At 64.8% G+C, this 17,381-nt stretch carries 25 protein-coding genes; 11 read left to right on the top strand and 14 right to left on the bottom strand.

Annotated elements, in window-relative coordinates; translation table 11 throughout:
- Positions 1 to 200 precede the first annotated feature (200 nt).
- The 13 genes from CKO27_RS16430 to CKO27_RS16490 form a co-directional block, all read right to left on the bottom strand.
- Positions 201 to 1,256: a site-specific integrase gene (locus tag CKO27_RS16430; protein ID WP_200375998.1), complete on the bottom strand. Its 1,056-nt coding sequence runs from the start codon at positions 1,254 to 1,256 to the stop codon at positions 201 to 203.
- Positions 1,256 to 1,465 carry a DUF4224 domain-containing protein gene (locus CKO27_RS16435; RefSeq protein WP_200375999.1) on the bottom strand — a complete coding sequence of 70 codons (210 nt, stop codon included), beginning with the start codon at positions 1,463 to 1,465 and terminating at the stop codon, positions 1,256 to 1,258. Before CKO27_RS16435 ends, CKO27_RS16430 begins: the two co-directional genes overlap by 1 nt.
- The gene (locus tag CKO27_RS16440) at positions 1,462 to 1,668 is read right to left on the bottom strand and encodes a hypothetical protein (protein ID WP_200376000.1); all 207 of its coding nucleotides are present in this window, start codon (positions 1,666 to 1,668) and stop codon (positions 1,462 to 1,464) included. Before CKO27_RS16440 ends, CKO27_RS16435 begins: the two co-directional genes overlap by 4 nt.
- 376 nt (positions 1,669 to 2,044) lie before the next feature.
- The gene (locus CKO27_RS16445; RefSeq protein ID WP_200376001.1) at positions 2,045 to 2,290 is read right to left on the bottom strand and encodes a hypothetical protein; all 246 of its coding nucleotides are present in this window, start codon (positions 2,288 to 2,290) and stop codon (positions 2,045 to 2,047) included.
- 39 nt (positions 2,291 to 2,329) lie between these two features.
- Positions 2,330 to 2,926 (bottom strand): hypothetical protein, encoded by a 597-nt coding sequence (locus CKO27_RS16450; protein ID WP_200376002.1) that lies wholly within the window; start codon positions 2,924 to 2,926, stop codon positions 2,330 to 2,332.
- Between the two features lie 139 nt (positions 2,927 to 3,065).
- Positions 3,066 to 4,109 carry a hypothetical protein gene (locus tag CKO27_RS16455; RefSeq protein WP_200376003.1) on the bottom strand — a complete coding sequence of 348 codons (1,044 nt, stop codon included), beginning with the start codon at positions 4,107 to 4,109 and terminating at the stop codon, positions 3,066 to 3,068.
- Complete coding sequence (locus CKO27_RS16460) at positions 4,106 to 4,246, bottom strand: hypothetical protein (RefSeq protein ID WP_200376004.1); 141 nt, start codon at positions 4,244 to 4,246, stop codon at positions 4,106 to 4,108. The genes CKO27_RS16455 and CKO27_RS16460 overlap by 4 nt, the downstream gene beginning before the upstream one ends.
- A gap of 11 nt (positions 4,247 to 4,257) precedes the next feature.
- Positions 4,258 to 4,671: a hypothetical protein gene (locus CKO27_RS16465; protein ID WP_200376005.1), complete on the bottom strand. Its 414-nt coding sequence runs from the start codon at positions 4,669 to 4,671 to the stop codon at positions 4,258 to 4,260.
- Between the two features lie 55 nt (positions 4,672 to 4,726).
- On the bottom strand, positions 4,727 to 5,524 hold the full coding sequence (locus tag CKO27_RS16470; protein ID WP_200376006.1) for a DUF2303 family protein: 798 nt from the start codon (positions 5,522 to 5,524) through the stop codon (positions 4,727 to 4,729).
- On the bottom strand, positions 5,521 to 5,868 hold the full coding sequence (locus tag CKO27_RS16475; protein WP_200376007.1) for a hypothetical protein: 348 nt from the start codon (positions 5,866 to 5,868) through the stop codon (positions 5,521 to 5,523). The genes CKO27_RS16470 and CKO27_RS16475 overlap by 4 nt, the downstream gene beginning before the upstream one ends.
- Before the next feature lie 29 nt (positions 5,869 to 5,897).
- Positions 5,898 to 6,176: a hypothetical protein gene (locus CKO27_RS16480; protein WP_200376008.1), complete on the bottom strand. Its 279-nt coding sequence runs from the start codon at positions 6,174 to 6,176 to the stop codon at positions 5,898 to 5,900.
- Positions 6,173 to 6,364 carry a hypothetical protein gene (locus tag CKO27_RS16485; protein WP_200376009.1) on the bottom strand — a complete coding sequence of 64 codons (192 nt, stop codon included), beginning with the start codon at positions 6,362 to 6,364 and terminating at the stop codon, positions 6,173 to 6,175. Before CKO27_RS16485 ends, CKO27_RS16480 begins: the two co-directional genes overlap by 4 nt.
- A 294-nt stretch (positions 6,365 to 6,658) precedes the next feature.
- Positions 6,659 to 7,027, bottom strand: coding sequence for a helix-turn-helix domain-containing protein (locus tag CKO27_RS16490; protein ID WP_200376010.1), 369 nt, complete (start codon positions 7,025 to 7,027; stop codon positions 6,659 to 6,661).
- A 73-nt stretch (positions 7,028 to 7,100) separates the two neighbouring features.
- On the opposite strand from CKO27_RS16490, the gene CKO27_RS25330 reads away from it, so the two are divergent.
- Positions 7,101 to 7,322, top strand: a complete 222-nt coding sequence (locus tag CKO27_RS25330; protein WP_200376011.1) for a transcriptional regulator — start codon at positions 7,101 to 7,103, stop codon at positions 7,320 to 7,322.
- A gap of 574 nt (positions 7,323 to 7,896) precedes the next feature.
- Complete coding sequence (locus CKO27_RS16500; RefSeq protein WP_200376012.1) at positions 7,897 to 8,115, top strand: hypothetical protein; 219 nt, start codon at positions 7,897 to 7,899, stop codon at positions 8,113 to 8,115.
- A gap of 379 nt (positions 8,116 to 8,494) precedes the next feature.
- Here the strand turns inward: CKO27_RS16500 and CKO27_RS16505 are convergent, their stop codons facing one another.
- Positions 8,495 to 8,881: a hypothetical protein gene (locus CKO27_RS16505; protein ID WP_200376013.1), complete on the bottom strand. Its 387-nt coding sequence runs from the start codon at positions 8,879 to 8,881 to the stop codon at positions 8,495 to 8,497.
- Between the two features lie 64 nt (positions 8,882 to 8,945).
- On the opposite strand from CKO27_RS16505, the gene CKO27_RS16510 reads away from it, so the two are divergent.
- The 9 genes from CKO27_RS16510 (at position 8,946) to CKO27_RS16550 (ending at position 17,333) form a co-directional block, all read left to right on the top strand.
- Complete coding sequence (locus tag CKO27_RS16510) at positions 8,946 to 9,731, top strand: hypothetical protein (RefSeq protein WP_200376014.1); 786 nt, start codon at positions 8,946 to 8,948, stop codon at positions 9,729 to 9,731.
- Between the two features lie 186 nt (positions 9,732 to 9,917).
- Complete coding sequence (locus tag CKO27_RS16515) at positions 9,918 to 12,290, top strand: DUF5906 domain-containing protein (RefSeq protein ID WP_200376015.1); 2,373 nt, start codon at positions 9,918 to 9,920, stop codon at positions 12,288 to 12,290.
- A 285-nt stretch (positions 12,291 to 12,575) separates the two neighbouring features.
- The gene (locus CKO27_RS16520; RefSeq protein WP_200376016.1) at positions 12,576 to 13,208 is read left to right on the top strand and encodes a hypothetical protein; all 633 of its coding nucleotides are present in this window, start codon (positions 12,576 to 12,578) and stop codon (positions 13,206 to 13,208) included.
- A gap of 41 nt (positions 13,209 to 13,249) precedes the next feature.
- Positions 13,250 to 13,552, top strand: a complete 303-nt coding sequence (locus CKO27_RS16525) for a hypothetical protein (protein ID WP_200376017.1) — start codon at positions 13,250 to 13,252, stop codon at positions 13,550 to 13,552.
- A gap of 4 nt (positions 13,553 to 13,556) precedes the next feature.
- Positions 13,557 to 13,751, top strand: coding sequence for a hypothetical protein (locus tag CKO27_RS16530; RefSeq protein WP_200376018.1), 195 nt, complete (start codon positions 13,557 to 13,559; stop codon positions 13,749 to 13,751).
- A gap of 286 nt (positions 13,752 to 14,037) precedes the next feature.
- On the top strand, positions 14,038 to 14,694 hold the full coding sequence (locus tag CKO27_RS16535) for a hypothetical protein (protein WP_200376019.1): 657 nt from the start codon (positions 14,038 to 14,040) through the stop codon (positions 14,692 to 14,694).
- Positions 14,691 to 15,203: a hypothetical protein gene (locus CKO27_RS16540; protein WP_200376020.1), complete on the top strand. Its 513-nt coding sequence runs from the start codon at positions 14,691 to 14,693 to the stop codon at positions 15,201 to 15,203. The genes CKO27_RS16535 and CKO27_RS16540 overlap by 4 nt, the downstream gene beginning before the upstream one ends.
- Positions 15,200 to 17,053, top strand: a complete 1,854-nt coding sequence (locus CKO27_RS16545; RefSeq protein ID WP_200376021.1) for a phage terminase large subunit family protein — start codon at positions 15,200 to 15,202, stop codon at positions 17,051 to 17,053. The genes CKO27_RS16540 and CKO27_RS16545 overlap by 4 nt, the downstream gene beginning before the upstream one ends.
- Positions 17,046 to 17,333, top strand: coding sequence for a Mor transcription activator family protein (locus CKO27_RS16550; RefSeq protein ID WP_200376022.1), 288 nt, complete (start codon positions 17,046 to 17,048; stop codon positions 17,331 to 17,333). The genes CKO27_RS16545 and CKO27_RS16550 overlap by 8 nt, the downstream gene beginning before the upstream one ends.
- The last annotated feature ends 48 nt before the right edge of the window (positions 17,334 to 17,381 follow it).

Consider the following 17,381-nt stretch of genomic DNA (forward strand, 5'->3'; position numbering starts at 1 on the left):
TGATTCGCTTAGGTGCGGTTTGCTTGTTTACTTAGAATGATTTTGGCTATACCGTTGATTTATAACGGTTGCGCTGTTGACTGAAAATCCGCGTGTCGGTGGTTCGATTCCGCCCCTGGGCACCAAATTTTCAAAGAGTTACGGCTTTCATGGTCTCGGCCTCCTTAAAATGGAGGCCAAACTCCTTAAAATGCCACGCCTCACCGCGTTGCCGGCGCCTTCGCCGGGAGCACGTCGTAAACCCTCAGCATCGCCGCCGATCGGTGGCCGCTGGCGGCCAGCTTGTCCCCTTCCGCGTCGCTCACTCCCGCCCTTTTGAGGTCGTGGATGGTGAACCGTGCGTTCCCAAGTTCGGCCCAGCTCGTCATGCTCCGCTGCCAGGCGGTCTGAATCGTGGTTTCGCGCATGCGTCCGCGCGTGGGGCTTGGGATCAGGTAGAGTCCGAGGATGTCGCCATGCAGCGCGAGCGCTGTCTCGACGGCTTTGCGCAGCCGTGGAGTCCAACCGGTCAGGGCGTCCTTGCTGCCCTTGCGCCGGGCGGCGAACAGCCCCTCGGGGCCGATATCCTCGCGGCGTAGATCGCAGACCTCGGAGAGTCGGAGCCGGCACAGATACGCCAGCTCAGCGACCGGCACCAGATAGGGGTAGCGCGTCGCGGCGTGGAGCAGGAACGCGGCGTATTCCCCGTCTGTCACGTAGCGCTGGCGTGGCTCCTCCTTCAAGGTCTTGACGCCTCGGCCGGGGTTGCTGGTCATGAGGTCGCGCTCATAAGCCCAGGCGAACAGGCGCCTTAGATAGCGCAGCTCATGGTTGGCTCGGGTGCGGCTCGATTCGGCGCGTTTGTCGACGTAGCCGCGCACGGCTCCTGGGGTCCAGTCGGTCAGCCGGGTTTCGGCCAGCGGGATACCCGCGCGGGTTTCGGCAACCCGTAGCCGGGTCGCGCACAGGCGGTAGTCGCGTTGCGTGGTCTGCGCGAGATCCTGCCAGGCGGGCGACGCCTCGAACAGGTCCATCAAGGCCCCGAGGGTGTCAAGCGGCGCGGGCCGGGTCGCGGTTTCGTAGGCTTCCCAGATCTCGCGCAGCGTGCATTCCGGGCCGCATAGGCGCGCGGCCTTGGTGCGGCGGGTCGCGGGGTTATAGTGGTGGCGGATCCAGCGTCCGCGCCCGCTCGGATCCCAGTAGACGTAGGGCGGGAGCGCGTCGGGTTTGATGCCGTGCGGCAGCTTGACGGTTTGGCTTCGGCGTCGCGGCGCCATCAGAATTCCAGCCGTTGCGGGGGCGGTTCGGAGCGATCGGGCCGGAGTCCGAGCGCAGCGTTGACGGCTTCGAGGGTTGTCCAGATCCCGGCCTTGCCTCGAAAATACCGCACGCCCTGGCGCTGACACCAGCGCTCGATATCCGCTTGCTGTTTGTAGCCCGTCAGGGTCGCGAGGTCTTCTGGGCCGAAGGCGGACGGGTGGCTCACGGGTTCATAGTCTCTTCGCGGCGGTACGAACAGCCGGATAGGTGGATGCCGATCACGCCGGGCTTCGGGCCGTCGCCGAGATACCAGCGCGGATCTGTGGTGGCGTGGTTCATGGCGCAAGCGTGGAGCTGGGCGGAGTGCCATCCGTCGGCCTTGGCCCAATCCGAATCGTCATCAAAGAAGAAAGCGAGCTGTTCTGGCATCGGTCCGGCCTGAATTTACGGGTTTTTGGCTGTTATCAGGGCGTGGTGGCCCTGATAATCAGTGGTTAGGGCAAAACCAAACAATCAGGCACAACCCCATGCCTAGGGGCTTCCCCGCAATATGTCGCGCCGTCAAATTCTGGCGCTCGTTTGACGCGCAGGTCGGCAAATCTTATGCCCACATACCCAGCATCCCGCGATTGAACCAGTGCCGCGATCTTCGCTTTACTTGCGCTATCCGCGAAATAAATGCCAGGCTGGAATCCAGCGCAAGTGACAAGAAAAGCCCTAACAAGCGGTTCCAGGCGAGGCGCGCTATCAACGTCGTTTGTCATTCTGAAACCTCCCAGCGGGCGCACCCGCCTGAACCTTGGCGTTATGCTGGAGAACGCAGCAACATCACGGGGCCTCGGTCCGTCACATCCATACATATCGCGTGATTGATCCAGTCCCGTTTACCGAGGCATGATTCATCCTCGTATTGCTGTGCAACGCGGCGCGCCTGGTCGCCGTCAGCGGCAAACACCACCATCGCCTCGGTGAAAGGGTCAAATTGCACCAGCCTCCAAACCCGCATAGCACGCTGCTCCAGCCGACCCGCGCGATCGGCGATGTAGTTCAATCTCGGCCATGTGCCGCGCGCGGGCGGCTGACCATGGCGTTATGCGGCGTCGATGTCAGTGCATGTCCACGAATACGATGTGAACACTCCGACTCTGAATGTTTTTTCGCAGCCATGGCATTCGTATTCAGCGGTCGATTCGTCATAAAGCAGTCCTTCGCTGTCGCTTGGCGCGTTTTCGTATCCGCAGTAAGGGCATATCGCTGATTCAACGCTGAATGTTTCCATCTTATAGCCATCGATAAAGCCGGCCTGCGCGGGTGGGCGTACCCGGTCAAAAGCCTGCATGAAATCATGCGTAAGTCTTGCGTAAAATTTCCGGGTTTTTTGGCTCCCGTAGATTGTCACGCCGTTTTCATGCCATTCGCCGTCGAGCTTGATCGGTAAACAGCGCTCGACGATGTAAGGTCCGCCGCTGTTCTTGTGGTGGTATACGGTCCCTGACACTGGTGGCGATGCCGGTACTGTGGGATTCCTCCGGTGCCGCGCAGCCACATCCGCCGGGTCGTCCAGCTTCAACACAGGGAGCTGTCCGCCCTTGCATCCTGGTGTCACGCAGCGCGCATGAGGATTTATCAATCTGTCGCGGCGCTGCAATTCTCGGCCGCAAAACGGGCATGGTTTGATGTAGATCACGCCCGCATCCACGCCAGCGGATGAGCGCGGACAATGGCCCGGAGCGCCTTCAGGTCCGGTCGGCCGATGTAGATCCGTTTCCCTTCCCAGGGGCCTGACGCGGCGACCCAACATAGGACGGGTGACTCGGTGTCTGGTGTCATGCCAGCTCTCGCATGAAGCCGGCCATTTCGCTGAACAGGGCCGAGATCTCGGGGACGGACGGGATCGCGCGCCCGGCTTCCAGTCGTTCTCCGCAGGCGTCCAGGGCTTCGGCGTAGGAGGCCGCTTCGAGGAGCTTCGGCTTTGGGTCTGGCGCGTCGCGGATCATTCGGGCGATGAAGTGGCCCGTCTGTTTGGGCGGGCTCAAGGGATCGACCCGGCGCGGGTGTTGGCTGGGCGGGCCGTTGAGGTAATACCCGTAATCAGGCACCAGGCCACCCAGGCCGCTCAGTCGTCCGACGGATCCGTCCAGGAACAGGTCAAGCAGTACCCGCTGAACGATTGGCTTGGGGGCCGCGACGCGCGCGGTCAGTTCGCTGAACGTCACCGGGGTCAGGTAACACAGCTCGGAGAGGATCAGGTCTCGAACCCTGTCGTCCGTCCAGGCCGCGGGGTTTGGCGCGTCGAACTCGTCCGCCTCGCGGCTGCCGTGGGCGCTGTAGTCCGGCTTGTCTGGGTAGACGCGCAGCGATTCCAGATGTTCGCGCAACCCCATTGTGCTGGCCGTCTCCAGCGCATCGGGCCACTCGGAATCGATCGCGGGCGGACCCTGGCGCGTCCCGATCGGCCCGGCGTCGAGCGCGGCGCTTTCGGCCAGCTCCCCGACGTCTTGGGCGAGGATCCGGGCGAGGCGGTCGCGCTCCTGGTCCGTGAGCGGCGGCGCCGCGTCCAGCGGATCGCTGGGCGCCTCGCGAGGGCTCAACAGGCTGCCGATCGGCCGACGCTCCGACGGGGCGGGCGGCGCTGGATCATCACCATCGCGCGCGGCCACCCAGGTTTTACGGGGGTTGTTTTTGGTCCCGTGAACCAGGCCGGCCTCACGAACCAGGCCGCGACGTTTGAGGTGCGAAATAGCGGTGCAAACCTGGGTCGGGCTTTCGGCGAGCAGGCACTCGCTGAACACATCCGCCGCGGTAAGGGGGCGCGTAGCGGCCTCGATGACCGCCTGGATCTCGGAGATCAACGTCGCGGGCGCGCTCATGCCGACGCCCCCCACCAATAGCCGATCGCGATCAGCAGCGAGCAAACGGCGACGAGCGCGGCGAGCAGCGCGGCGGCGAACCAATAATGCTCGCGGTCGATCGCATCCATGGGGTCGTCATAATCTGGATCGAACATGGCGGGTTTCCTCAGCCGATCTCGGCAAAAATCTGGGTGTTGGGCGCGGTCTCTTGGGTGGCGACGTAGAGCCGGATCTCGGGGGCCTGGCTGTCGTCGCCGAACAGGGGCGCTTGCGGCGGGAGATGGGCGAGGATTTTTGCCAGGTGGCCCACGGTCGGGGTTTCAAAGCGCGTGGTGGCGCCGCCGCCGATCGGGATGAGGGTCTGCCCATCCTGCTCCGCGCGCCATTGGTCAAAACTGGCCAGGGTCGCGCGGGCGATCTGGACGCCGTTGTCGGGTTCGTCTCCATCGGGGTCGAGCAGGTCGAGCACATCATCCAGGGCCTGGGCCAGTGCGTCGGCGTAGGCGCGCGTGGGGCGCACGGGTGGCGCCGCGCGGCTGGGTCGGCAAGCGTGAAGGGGCTGGGCTGGGCTGGGGAACATCGGGGTCTCCCGGGTGATCCGCGCGGCCGTTTCCGGTCGCGCGGCTTGGGTTGTCTTACGACTGGGTGAAGACGCCCAGGTGGACGCGCTCGCTGATATCCGAGATCCCGCTGGTCAGCTCGGCGCACACCAGGGCGCTGAATTCCTCGGCCCACTGGCGCTGGAGCGTCTCCCGGCTCAGCAGGCGAAGCCGGATGCTGGGCGGATCGGTCGGGGCGTAGACGAGCCGCACCTGTAGATCGCGCTCGGCGAGATCCTCGAAGGGCGCGGCGGTCACGACCATGAGCGTGGGCGGCTGGCTGGTGATCACGGCGGACTCCAGAAGTGAGCGCTCGCGCTTGAGGTCGGTCTCTTCGTTGCTCGCGGCTCGGGTGGCCTTGGTGTCGAGCTTCTGGAGTTGCTGGACCGCCGTGGCCTGGGTCATGGGCACCCCTGGCGCGGAGAAAAAGGTGAGGTCGCTGGACCAGTCGAGCACGTAATCCAGCAGCTCGCCCTGCAAGCGCGGGGCTTTCAGCAGGGATTCCAGGGCCGCGTAAGCCGGCGTTTGACGCAGTTGCAGGACGGCGCGGAAATCCCCCCACTCCGGCTCGGCCTCGGTGCCGTGGTTGATCCTGGCAATGGCCTTGAATTGTTCCGGGTCGAGAAACACGCGCGAGCTGGGGCCCGCGTGGTCGGTCACGTAGTCGGCCCAGGCTTTGAGGCTGCTGGTCTGATAGGTGCCGCGCAGACGCCGCGGTTCGCGGGCGTGGGACTCGGTGTTTTCGAGCCGGTAATCCTTGGGCAGGACGCAGGTGTCGGGCGTCGGGTTGAGCCCGGCAAGGATCAGGGCGCGCAGTTGTTCAAGGTCGATCATGGCTTAGAGCCCTCGAAGTCAAAGCTGGTTTGGGTTTCGGGCAGCACGCTCATGTGCCCATTGGCGTAGATGTAGACGAGCGTTTCCGCGCCGCTCTCGTCGCTGGTCTTGCCCTTCTCGGTCGGGCGGGTGACGGACACGCGGGTTGTCACGAGGATCTGCCCGGAGCCCTTGGAGCGGTCGAAGGTCATGTCGAGCGAGAGTCGGCCCTTGACCTTGCTGTCGTCGATGTCGCGCATGGCCTTGGCCACGGCGACCGCCGCATGGCGGAACTGCGATTCGACGGATCCACCGTCGAGTTCGGCGATGGTGGCCCAGATGTCCGGGGCGGGAGGTGTTGGCATGGCGGTGCCCTCCTGGGGCGGGTTGGCGATCAGTTGAACGGTCTGGACTTGGCGCGGCGCTTGGCTTTCAGGCGCGCGCGCCCTTGGGACAGGTCGCTGGGCGAGAGGTCGACGGTGCGCTTGGGCTGGGGCGCGCCGGTGTCGAGCTGGCTCTTGATGGGGATCAGGCAGATCCGCGCCGGAGGCTCGGGATGGTTGCGGCGACGCGCGGGGATCGGATCGGGGCGTAGCTCGCGGAACGGGAGATCGAACTGGGTGCCCATGGCGGCGTCGAGGCTGTCGACCAAATCGTTGGCGGTCGGGCTCATGGACGGGCCTCCAGGGCGAGGATCGTCACGGCGCGGGCGCTGGCGTGGCGCGCGGCGAATTCGGGCGAGGTGCCGAGATCGCGCACCAGGCGCACCGCTTCGGCGGCGATCAGGCCGGCGGCTGAGGTCTGCGAGAAGCGGGCGGCGATTTGGCGGGCGAAGCGGATGCGGGTGGCTGGTTTGTCCATGTCGATTCTGCTTGTCATTGCGCGGGGGTCGGTTTGCAAGCAATCTTGCTGTGATGGCTCAAAATTACAAGTAAACTTTGATGCCGTCAACAAGCAATCTTGCTTTTCCGATTGGGACAAGTTCGCGGAGGGTTGATCGTGAGAGTTTTGAGGCTAGCAGGACGGGCAGGCGTGCAGGTCGTGACGGTGGCGGACGTGGCCGCCCAAACAGGGGACTTTGCGGCGAGAGAGAAAAAAACAGGCGGGTGGGAGGTCGGAATCGCCGACGCGGAACCCGGTTGGCTTAGGGTCAGGTCATTTGTCGAGGATCAGGGCGAGCAATCCGAGGAACTGCTTGACGCTCAAGCGCCCCTCTTCCAGGGACGAGACTAGGTTAAGAATGCCGGCCTGGGCCTCTTCAGGTAGGCCGGCGAGATTGACGATCTGTTCCCAGTCATCCGAATACTTTGGCTCCTTCCCTGTAACCAGCCAGTTCGGATTTAATTTCAACGCCTTGGCGAGCTGAACCAGTTTTCGCGGATCCTGGGTTTCCCCGCGCTCGATCAGCCCCACGGCCTGCCCGCTCATGTTGACCATTTTTCCGAGCGCGGCTTGAGAGAGCTTCGGCTTGTCTGGCCGAATCTCTTCCCGTGCCTGCCGTAATCGTTGCCCGAGCGCGCTCATATCGCAATTGTCCGCTAGCGGGTCGCAAGTTTGCTTGTTGATATGCGGCAAGTCTTCTTGTATTTTGTCTGACATGAATATCCCAAAGCCTCTTGAGCGAGCGATTCAGGTTGCCGGAAGCCAGGCGGCTCTCGGCCGTTTGATTGGCGTGTCGTCGCAACGGGTGTGGTGGTGGCTGAACAAGTGCGACGGCCGCGTAACCCCGGAGCTGTGCCAAGCGATCGAGCGTACCACCGGAATTACTCGCCATGAACTACGCCCGGATGTTTTCGGACGGCCGAGCGAGGCCGCCTGATGCGCGCCCTGGCCGCCCTGCTCATGATCGGCGTCGCGCTGGGGATCGCCCTGAGCGCGATCGCCCTGGTGCTCGCGGCCTGGGTGACAGGGGCGTGGCGATGAGCCTGCCCTACGACGTGACCCGATGTCTCGACCAGCGCTGTGACCAGCGCGAGGACTGTCGTCGCTGGCTTGAACGGTTCGCCCTGAGAAGCTGGCGGGTGCCGTTCGCGGCGACCCTTCGACCCGAGGCCCTGCTGACGTCGGATCCGTGCCCAGCGCGGATTCCTGTCGCGAAGGGGCCATCGGCATGAGTTTTGTGCGTGTTCGGCATTCGAGCTGCAAGGATGCCCACCCGTCGGCGGAGTGGTTATCACCGACAGCGCGAGGACAGAGCCCACGTCCTAATCGACACTCCAGCCCGTCGCTCGCGTCCCTGGCTCGCTCCAGGGTTATTTCTTGGCCCTGGCCGCGCGCGGCGGGGGTCTCCTGTACGGCCGATCCGGTGTCCATCAACTCCGGCCCAGTGGCGACAGTTGTGGCCCAATGCCGCCGGATCGGCCTCCTTGTGTCGTCAGTGGAGCGCTTCGCCCATGGGCTCGACGCCTGAGTTACGCACGGTTTACGTCCAGATACAGGGCGGCCAACAAGACCTGTTCTCGTCGCTGGACGAGGGCGCGCTGGATCGAATCCTCCAGGCGCTGGAGCGCCGCCAGATCCTCGATGGTGTCGGGGATCGTGATGTCGAGCGGGGCGGCGAGGGCGAGGGCTGTCCGTCCGGCATTCCAACGCCGGATGGAACGGTGTCATGAGGCTGCGGGCGCTTCCTTTATCCGTGATGCCGAAAGGCGTTGAGCACGGAGATCTCCGCCTTTTTGCGTCCTCCTCGGGTCGGATAGCGGCCCCTTGTGCCCCATCGGTCAAGCCGGTGGGGCGTTTTTTTGGGTGAGCACTATGGCGCATGACGAGTACATCCGGGTCTGGCTGACCGCGTCGCAAAAGATCCAACTGATGCGGTTGGCGGAGGAGGACGACCGGCCGGTGTCGGTTTTTGTGAGGCGTCTCATTGAAAAAGCGATTGATGAAAATCTAGTGCCGAACCTGGGTCATGACCAGGGTCGATGCGGCCCCGCTCGGGGCCTGTAGGTAGTCGCCCCTAGCGGGAACTGTGACGGGGTTGGCGTTGAGCCATTACTGGAGGGTCTGATGGGTAAGCCACTGAACGTTGAGTCCGCGCACGGCGTCGTCGTAGATGTCGGGTGTGCGGCAGATGAAGAACAGCAGGTCTTCGTGGTTTGCGGCGGCGAGGGCTTTGCGCAGGCGAACTGGCACGGCTGGACGGGTGGCGATCTCGTGGAAGCGGATGGCGTGGACCTCTCCCAGCGCTTGGCTGACATGCTGGCTCAGGGCGAGGAGTGTGGCCGTGGCGGTGTCGGTCAGGCGCGCCTCGCCTTTCTTCACTTGTCCAAGTCCGCAGGCGGTGAACAGGTGCTTGCCGTCCGTCACCGTGTCGTAGATCAGAAGCCGGATTCCGTCTTGGACATGGTGGATCAGGTGGCTTTGGGTGATGGGTTCCATGGCTTTCCGGTGATGGTTGTCGAGGGGATCGGTACGGCGCTGAAGTGTGCCGAGCGGGTGCGCGATGATAACCATTGATTCGGACGTGCAGGAGGTCCGCGAGGCGCTCAAGCGTATGGCGGATAACACGCCGCGGGTGGTGGCGCGGGTGATCAACGATGTGGCGTTCAAGGTGATGGCGGCCGAGCGGGCGTTGATCGCCTCTTCGTTCGATCGTCCGAAGCCGTTCGTGGCGAAGAACGTGCGGGTGTTCAAGGCGACGGCGGAGAAGCTGAGCGCGACGGTCGGGGCGACGGATTGGTTCGAGCGCGGCGGGATGCAGGCGAAGGGCACGGCCTGGGATCGTCTCCTGGCGCCGCATGTCTACGGCGGCCAGCGTCTGCAGAAGGCGAGCGAGCGGCGGTTGCAGGCGGCCGGCTTGCTGCCGCGCGGCTGGCTGACGGTGCCAGGACAAGGGGCGAAGCTGGATCGGTACGGGAATATGTCGGGCGGTGAGATCGTGGCGATCCTTTCGTGGGTCGGCGCGATGAACCAGTATGCGGGCGACAACCTCAATAAGCGCGATCGCCTGACGAAGCGCAAGAACAAGACCGAGGCGAAGGGGGCGGGTTACTTCGTCGCGCGGGTGGGCAACGCCCAGCGCCTGGCGCCCGGCATCTATCAGCGGACCGCGCCGTTCCCATCCAAGTCGCGCGGCGCGCCACAGGGGCGTGGACTCAAGCCGGTGCTGATGTTTGTCTCGCAAGCCCGGTATCAGACGCGACTGGATTGGCATGGGGTCGGTCAGCGCGTGGTCGCGCAAGAGTTCCCACCGGCCTTCGTTCGCGCGGCGGAGGGGCTGCTGTCGTGAGCCAGCAAAATTCCCCGTTCCCCTTTTGGTTGGCGGGTGCGTCGAGGTCGAGGCCTGTTCGATACGCTCGAACGGAATCGAATCCGATCAATGGGTCCTTCCTGAGAGCCGCTGATGCGGGTAATTGCGACCCCGCGGTTTCGCTAGGGTCCGTGGTGCTGGTAGAGGCAACGGGCTTAGATTTCAATGTCTTGGGATAACTACAGCCGCGTCGTTTCGGAAATGATCGACGCAGGGCTGGTGTTCAAGCCCGGCGAGCCGCTGATCGATACCGACAAGACCATCCGCTGCGCGGTGCGCGATGATCGCGAGAAGCGCGGCTGGTATCGGCTCTCGACGATGGAGATCGACGGCACGCCGTACCTGGTCGGGGCCTACGGGATTTGGCACGGCAACGACAACGGCCGGGTCTCGGTGCGTCCGGACCGGGCGACGCCGATGAGCCGCGAGCAGCGCGACGCCATCACCGCCAGAATCGCGGCCGACAGCAAGCGCGCGAAGGCAATGCGCAACGCCGAGGCCGAGCGCGCCGCCCAGGAGGCCGCCAAGATCTGGCGTGCCTACCAGCCGACCGGCACCTCCAGCTACCTGGAGCGCAAGGGCGTTGGCGCCGACGGCATCCGCTTCCACCCCACGGCCGATACCCTGGTCATCCCGGTGACCGACCCCAAGGGCAAGGTCTGGGGGCTTGAGTTCATTCGCGGCGCGGATCGCGGCGACAGGCTCGAAAAGCAATTCTGGCCGCCAGGTCTCGACATGGTGGGCCGGTATCATCTGATCGGCGGTGCGCCGCGCGATCTGCTGCTGATCGCCGAGGGCTACGCCACCGCCTGGACCCTGGCCAACGCGACCGGCCTCCCGTGCGCGGTGGCCTTCAACGCCAACAACCTGCTCCCGGTCGCCAAGGTGTTGCGCAAGCACTATCCGCGCGTGCGGATCCTGGTCTGCGCCGACGATGACTACCGCACCGCCGGCAACCCGGGTGTGCAGTCCGCGAGCAGCGCGGCCCTGGCGGTCGATGGCCGCTGGCTGGCCCCAGTGTTCGCCGAGGAGCGGCCCGCAACGGGCAAAAAAGGCGCAACAGACTTCAACGACCTCGCCGCCCTCGAAGGCGTCCAGGCCGTGCGCACCCAGGTCGAGGGCTTCCTCACCGGAGTTGACTGGTTGAGTCGAGAGGCCGCCCCGCGCCTACCCGCTATCCAGGGGGAGGGGGGGTCGCCGATGGCCGCGCGTCTCACAGTCGACCAAGCCGCGGCGCGCTACTGGGGCACCTACGGCCTGGGGGGAAAGGTTCTGTTCGACGGGATTGACCGGCGCCTCGTTCACAAGGACGACGTCGTCAACCTCCTGCCCCGGCATGGATGGGAAGATCTGCGCGAGCATCCAGGCTGGCGGGTCGCCCGGGACACCGAGATCGGCTTCGATCCCACCGAGGCCGATGCCCGGATCCGCTGCAACCTGTACGCCGGGTGGCCCACGGTCCCCGCGCCTGGCAAGTGCGAGCGCCTGCTGGAGCTGCTCGAATACCTTTGTTCCAACGAAGCCGCGCAGGCCGAAACCCTCTACAACTGGGTGCTCGACTGGCTCGCCCTGCCGATTCAGCGGCCCGGCGCCAAGATGCATTCGGCAATCGTCGTCCACGGTCCCCAGGGCACCGGCAAAAGTCTCTTCTTCGAAACCTACGCCAAGATCTTCGGCGAGTACGGCCGGATCCTCGGACAGGAAGCGCTCGAGGACAAGTTCAACGCCGACTGGGCCGAAAAGAAACTCTTCATCCTGGCCGATGAAATCCTCGCCAAACAGGATCTGTTCAGCGTCAAGAACCGCCTCAAGAGCTTCATCACCGGCGCCACCATTCGCGTCAACCCGAAAAACGTCGCCGCCCACAATGAAGCCAACCACATGAACATCGTCTTCCTTTCCAACGAGCGACAGCCGTTGGTGCTGGAAGACGACGACCGCCGGCACTGCGTCATCTGGGTGCCGCCCAAGCTGCCCCCCGAGATCTTCGACGAGATCACTGAAGAGATCGACAACGGCGGCGTCGCCGCGCTCCATCACTTCCTGCTCCAGCGCGACCTGTCCCATTTCCATGTCGCCAGCAAACCGCCGATGACCAGCGCCAAGCGCGACCTGGTGGTGCAAAGCACCTCCAGCGAAGAGCGCTTCATCCAAGAATGGACCGCCGCCGAGATCGACGGCCCCAACGGTCACCCGGTCCCGGTCTGTCCCTGCCTGGGCAGCGATCTCTACCTGCTCTATCGCCGTTGGTGCGAACAGCGCGGCGAGCGCACCCGCCGCATGCAGGATCTGATCGGGCATGTCAGCAAGCTGCATGGCTGGCGTGCCGGGAAGACTCAAAACACCTGGCGCCACTTTCAGGACAAGACCAACCATAAGCGCAAGCTCGTGATCCCAAGCTCCAGCGCCATCGAGCGCGCGATTGCGGCGGATCCGAAACAGGCGGTCTATCGCGAAAGCGCTTTCAAGGAACAGATCGAGTGGTTGACGAGTGGGTACTTTGCGTTTTTGGACGCCGTAGAGCGGTCAACGCATTGATTCTATTCACTGGAACGCTATGGAACGCTATGGAACGCTTAACAATGCGCGATAAGCCGTTGATTCTATTCACTGGAACGCATGGAACGCATGGAACGCTTCACCGCGCGTATGCGTATGCGGGACACGACGATCACATGGACAGGCGCAAGCGTCTCGCGTATGCGATCCATGCGTTCCATGCGTTCCATGCGTTCCACCTGTAATAAATCATAGAGTTAAGTTTGATTCGTCCGTTCCACCAAGCGTTCCACCAAGCGTTCCATCTTTTCTGGAGTCTTTGACGTGCCGGAATCCACGCCCAAACGCCTGACCCGCGCCCAGTTCGCCCGCCAAGAGCGCGTCGCGCGGTCCACTGTCACCCGCTGGATTCAGGACGGGCGCATCACCCTGGGTGAGGATGGCCTGATCGACGCCGAACAGGGCCACGCCGAGCGCCTCGCCACCGAAAGCCCCCTCCCCAAGCACCAGGCGCGCAAGGCCGTCTGGGACGCCCTCAAGGAAGGCGATGGCACGGACCCGACCGCCGACGCCGCTACGGGCCTCCCAGCGGCTCAGGAGCCACCCCCGGCCGGCGCGCTCTCGGCCGCCAGCGACAACGCCGCCCTCGGCAGCGCGCTCAAGTTCGAGACCTGGCGGCTCCAGCAAGCCAAGGCGGACCTGGCCAACCTCGATCTCGACCGCGCCGCCGGCCTGCTGGTCGAGCGCGCCGAGATCGACTTCATCCTCGTCGACTACGGCACCGTCGTCCGCGACCAGCTCGAAAGCCTGCCCGACCGCCTCGCCCCCGATCTGGCCGCCTGCCGGGGCGAGGTCGGGCTGATTCACAAGACCCTGGGCGATGCCGCCCGCCAGATCCTCGAAGCGGTTGGGCAGCACCTTCAGCGGCGGTTGGATGGGCTGGGGGGCGCGGCGTAATGGCCGGCTGACATCACCGTAACCAACGCAACGAGAACAACATGCCGAACGAATCCCGACTCACCCTCGCCCAGCAAGCCATCGTCGCCGCATGCGAAGAACTCAAGGCCATGCTGCTCGAAAAGAACCGCCAGTACGGCAACAGCGCCCTGGAACCGGTCCGGATCTTCTCCAAGGCCAGCCCGGTCGAGCAGCTCAGCGTGCGCATGGATGACAAGCTCTCCCGCATCCGCTCCGGCCAGCCGGACGACACCGAGGACGCCCGCTGGGATCTCGCCGGTTACCTGGTGCTGGAGCGCGCCGCCCGGCTCGTGGAACTCCACGATCTCGAATTCGGAGAGTAACGCCATGCCCGCCGGCGACACCGACCGCAGCCTTGGCCAATGGAACGCCTGGGTCGAACAGGGCGAAACCCTCCAGGAGCGCCGCGCCCGGTTGGCCCAAGTCCCCGATGACATGCGCGACCAGGTCAAAAGTCACCTGACGCTGAGCTGGCATCTCAAGAGCGCCAAGCGCCAGAAATCGATCGCAGGGAAAAACTGAATCCTCAGCGGTCAGGGTGCGAATCCTGACCGGTGGGTTTCCACCAAGGGCTTGCCTGGGCTCGGCATGGCACGGCGGGGCAAGGCAGGGCAAGGCAAGGGCTGAATCCTCAGCGGTTAGGGTGCGAATCCTGACCGGTGGGTTTCCACCAAGGGCGTGGCTAGGCATGGCATGGCGTGGCTAGGCATGGCGTGGCTAGGCAAGGGCTGAATCCTCAGCGGTCAGGGCGCGAATCCTGACCGGTGGGTTTCCACCAGGGTCGAGGCTCGGCCCGGCACGGCACGGCGTGGCTTGGCACGGCAAGGCGTGGCTTGGCAAGGGCGCTACCAAGCGCAACACACAAGAGGAGCAAACAATGCAATCCATCAATCTCGAATTTCGCGGCGAAGACGCATCACTGCTGCTGCACTCCGACCGCGGCGCCAATCCGCTGGCAGCGGAGACCATCGCCCACAAGGCGCTCACCTCAAAACGCAAAAAAACCGACGAAGACCATATCGCCATCGCGCGCTCGGAATACATGCTCGGGTTCTACCCCGGCAAGGCCGTCGTCATCCCCTCGACCAATCTCAAGAGCGCGCTGGTCGAAGGCGCCAAGCTGCACAAGCTCGGCTCCGCGTTCAATCGCTGCGTCATGATCCTGGCCGACATGATCCCCGTCGCCCACTCAGGACCGGCCACCAAGGAAAAAATGTGGGAGACGCCCGCCTGCGTCGATTGCCGCTCGGTCAAGGTCGGCCAAGCCCGACTGATGCGCTACCGCCCGCGCCTCAACGACTGGCGCGTCCAGGTCGAAATCCTCTTCGACGAAACCATGATCGAACGCGCGCAAATCCTCGCCGCTGCCGAAAACGCCGGGCGCTATGTTGGCCTTGGCGATTACCGCCCCGCCAAAGGCGGACCTTTCGGCCGCTTCACCGTCACGGAGATCAAATCCTCATGACCGACCAACCGATCACCGCCGATTCCGCCCTGAAGCTGCATCCCGTCTGGCGTCAGGCGGCCATGGAAGCAGTCGCCACCTTCCAGTATGGCGAGACCATCCCGCACGACTGGCTGCTGGAGCACCTGGAGATCGAATCGCCAACCGGCCTCATGACCGCCGACCAGCATCGCGCCGGCCAGTTTGAGCTACTGCGCCGCGTCGACGGATTCAAAGACGTAATGCTGACCGACTACCAGCGGTACCTCGTCAACGTGCGCGGCGCCGGCTATAAGATCATCGAACCGCCGCACCAAACCGCCGCCGCCTTGCGCCGCCTGCAAACGGACCTGCGAAAAAGCCTCAACGCCGCGATGTCGGCCCTGGTCCACATCGACGAAACCGCCCTCAGTCTCGACGCCTCGCGCGAAAACGCCGAAGCCAAGGCCAAGCTGAAGTGGTTCCGCACCGTCGGCACGAAACGCCTCGAAGCCCCGTCCGCCACACAGGAATCCGACGACGAGGCATGAACGCCACCGCCCTCCAATCCGGCGCCCTCCGGCGCCGCTCCACCACCCCCATCCCCGCCGCGCGCGCGCATCTCTACCGCACGCTCGACAAGGCCACCCGCCCGCGCCCCATCCTCAGCGTCAGCGCCTGGGCGGACCGCCATCGCATCCTCACCAGCAAGGGCAGCGGCGAACCCGGTCCCTGGCGCACCGATCGCGCCCCGTTCAGCCGCGAGATCATGGACGTGCTCAGCCTGCACAGCCCCGTCCAGCGCATCGTGCTGCGCTTCGGCAGTCAGCTCACCAAGACCGAGGTCGCCCTCAACTGGCTCGGCTACATCATCGACCGCGCCGCCGCCCCGGTTTTGGTGGTCCTGCCCACGCTCGAAGTGCGCAAGCGCTGGGTCAAACAGCGCCTCGACCCCCTGCTCAACGAAACCCCCGTGTTGCGGAGCCTGTTCGACAACCGCCGCCGCCGCGACTCCAGCAACAGCGAGGACATGAAAGACTTCCCCGGCGGCCTCCTGGTCCTCGGTGGCGCCAACTCCCCCGCCTCGCTCGCCTCCATGCCGATCAAGTACGTCATCTGCGACGAGGTCGACCGCTTCCCCTGGGAGGCCGGCGTCGAGGGCGACCCGCTCGGCCTCATCGATGAGCGCACCAAGACCTTCCCGCGCCGCAAGGTGCTGCTGGTCTCCACCCCCACCGTCGCCGGCCTGTCGCGGATCGACGACGAATACCAGGCCAGCGACCAGCGCGAATACCATGTGCCCTGCCCCCATTGCGGCCAGTTCCAGGTGCTGCGCTGGACCCATCCCGACGGCGAACCCGGCCTCATCCACAACAAGCTCACCGGCGCCGTCTACTACCGCTGCGTCCACTGCCAGGAGCGGATCGAGGAACACCACAAGACCACCATGCTCGCCGCTGGACAATGGCGCCCACGCCATCCCGATCGCCCCGTGCGCGGCTACACCCTCTCCGGCCTCTACAGCCCCATCGGCCTCGGCTTCACCTGGGCCGAGCTGTGGGCCAAGTGGGAAGAAGCCCACGGCGACACCGCGCGCCTCAAACGCTTCATCAACACCACCCTGGGCGAAGTCTGGGAAGAGCAGGGCGACAGCGTCGACCCCGTCGGCCTCATCGGCAAGCTGGAGGACTACCCCGCCGCCCTTCCGACCGGCGTGCGCACCATCGGCGTTGACGTGCAGAAAGACCGCCTCGAACTCAGCGTCTTCGACTGGGGCCAGGGCGAGGAAGCCTGGGCGCATGACCACCTCATCCTCCCCGGTGATACCGCCCTGCCCCAGGTCTGGGAGGATCTCGACGACGCGCTCGCCGATCTACGCCCCCAAGCCGTCGGGATCGACTCCGGCTACAACACCCAAATGGTCTACGCCTTCGTCCAGAGCCGCGCCTACTGCTACGCCCTCAAGGGCCTGGCCGGACCCGGCCGCCCCCTGATCGAGGACGAACGCCAGCGTCGCCAACGGCTGCGCCAACGTCGGCAACGGCGCGCCGTCGTCTACCCCGTCGGCGTCGATCAAGCCAAGGCCCTCATCTACGCCCGGCTCAAGCTGCCCCACCACGGCCCCGGCGCCTTCCACTTCCCCCGCACGCCCGCCTTCGACGACGAATACTTCGCCCAGCTCGCCGCCGAAAAGCTGGTCACCAAGACCCGAGGCACCCGCGCCTTCGCCGAATGGGTCCAGACCCGCGCGCGCAACGAGGCTTTGGACTGCGCGGTCTATAGCCTCGCCGCGCTGCGTCTGAGCGGCCTGGATCCGGGCAAAATAGCCATCGATCCGCCCCCAAACTCGCCGCCCACAGCCCCCAAACTCGCCCCCTTGCAGGTGTTCAGTCATGAGTGATCCAGACCTCCTCGCCACCCAGCGCACGGCGATCCTTGACTGCATCGTCGCCGCCGGGATCGACGCTACGAAAGCCACCGTCATTGCCGAGCGCGTCGAGGACATCGTCCGCCTCGCCCACGGGGGGACCACCTGCTATCTGCCCGCCCCCAACAAAGCCGAGCGTAACCGCAAGATCCGCGAGCACTACCGGCGCGGCCTCGGACTGGCCTCCCTCGCCACCCTTTACGCCCTGTCTGAAGCGCGGGTGCGCCAGATCGTCGCCGACAAAATGATTTGACCACGCCTGTACAATACGCCCATTGGGCGTATACTCTCCCCATCGACC

The sequence above is a fragment of the Thiocystis violacea genome (genome assembly GCF_016583575.1).
Taxonomy (GTDB): Bacteria; Pseudomonadota; Gammaproteobacteria; order Chromatiales; family Chromatiaceae; genus Thiocystis; species Thiocystis violacea.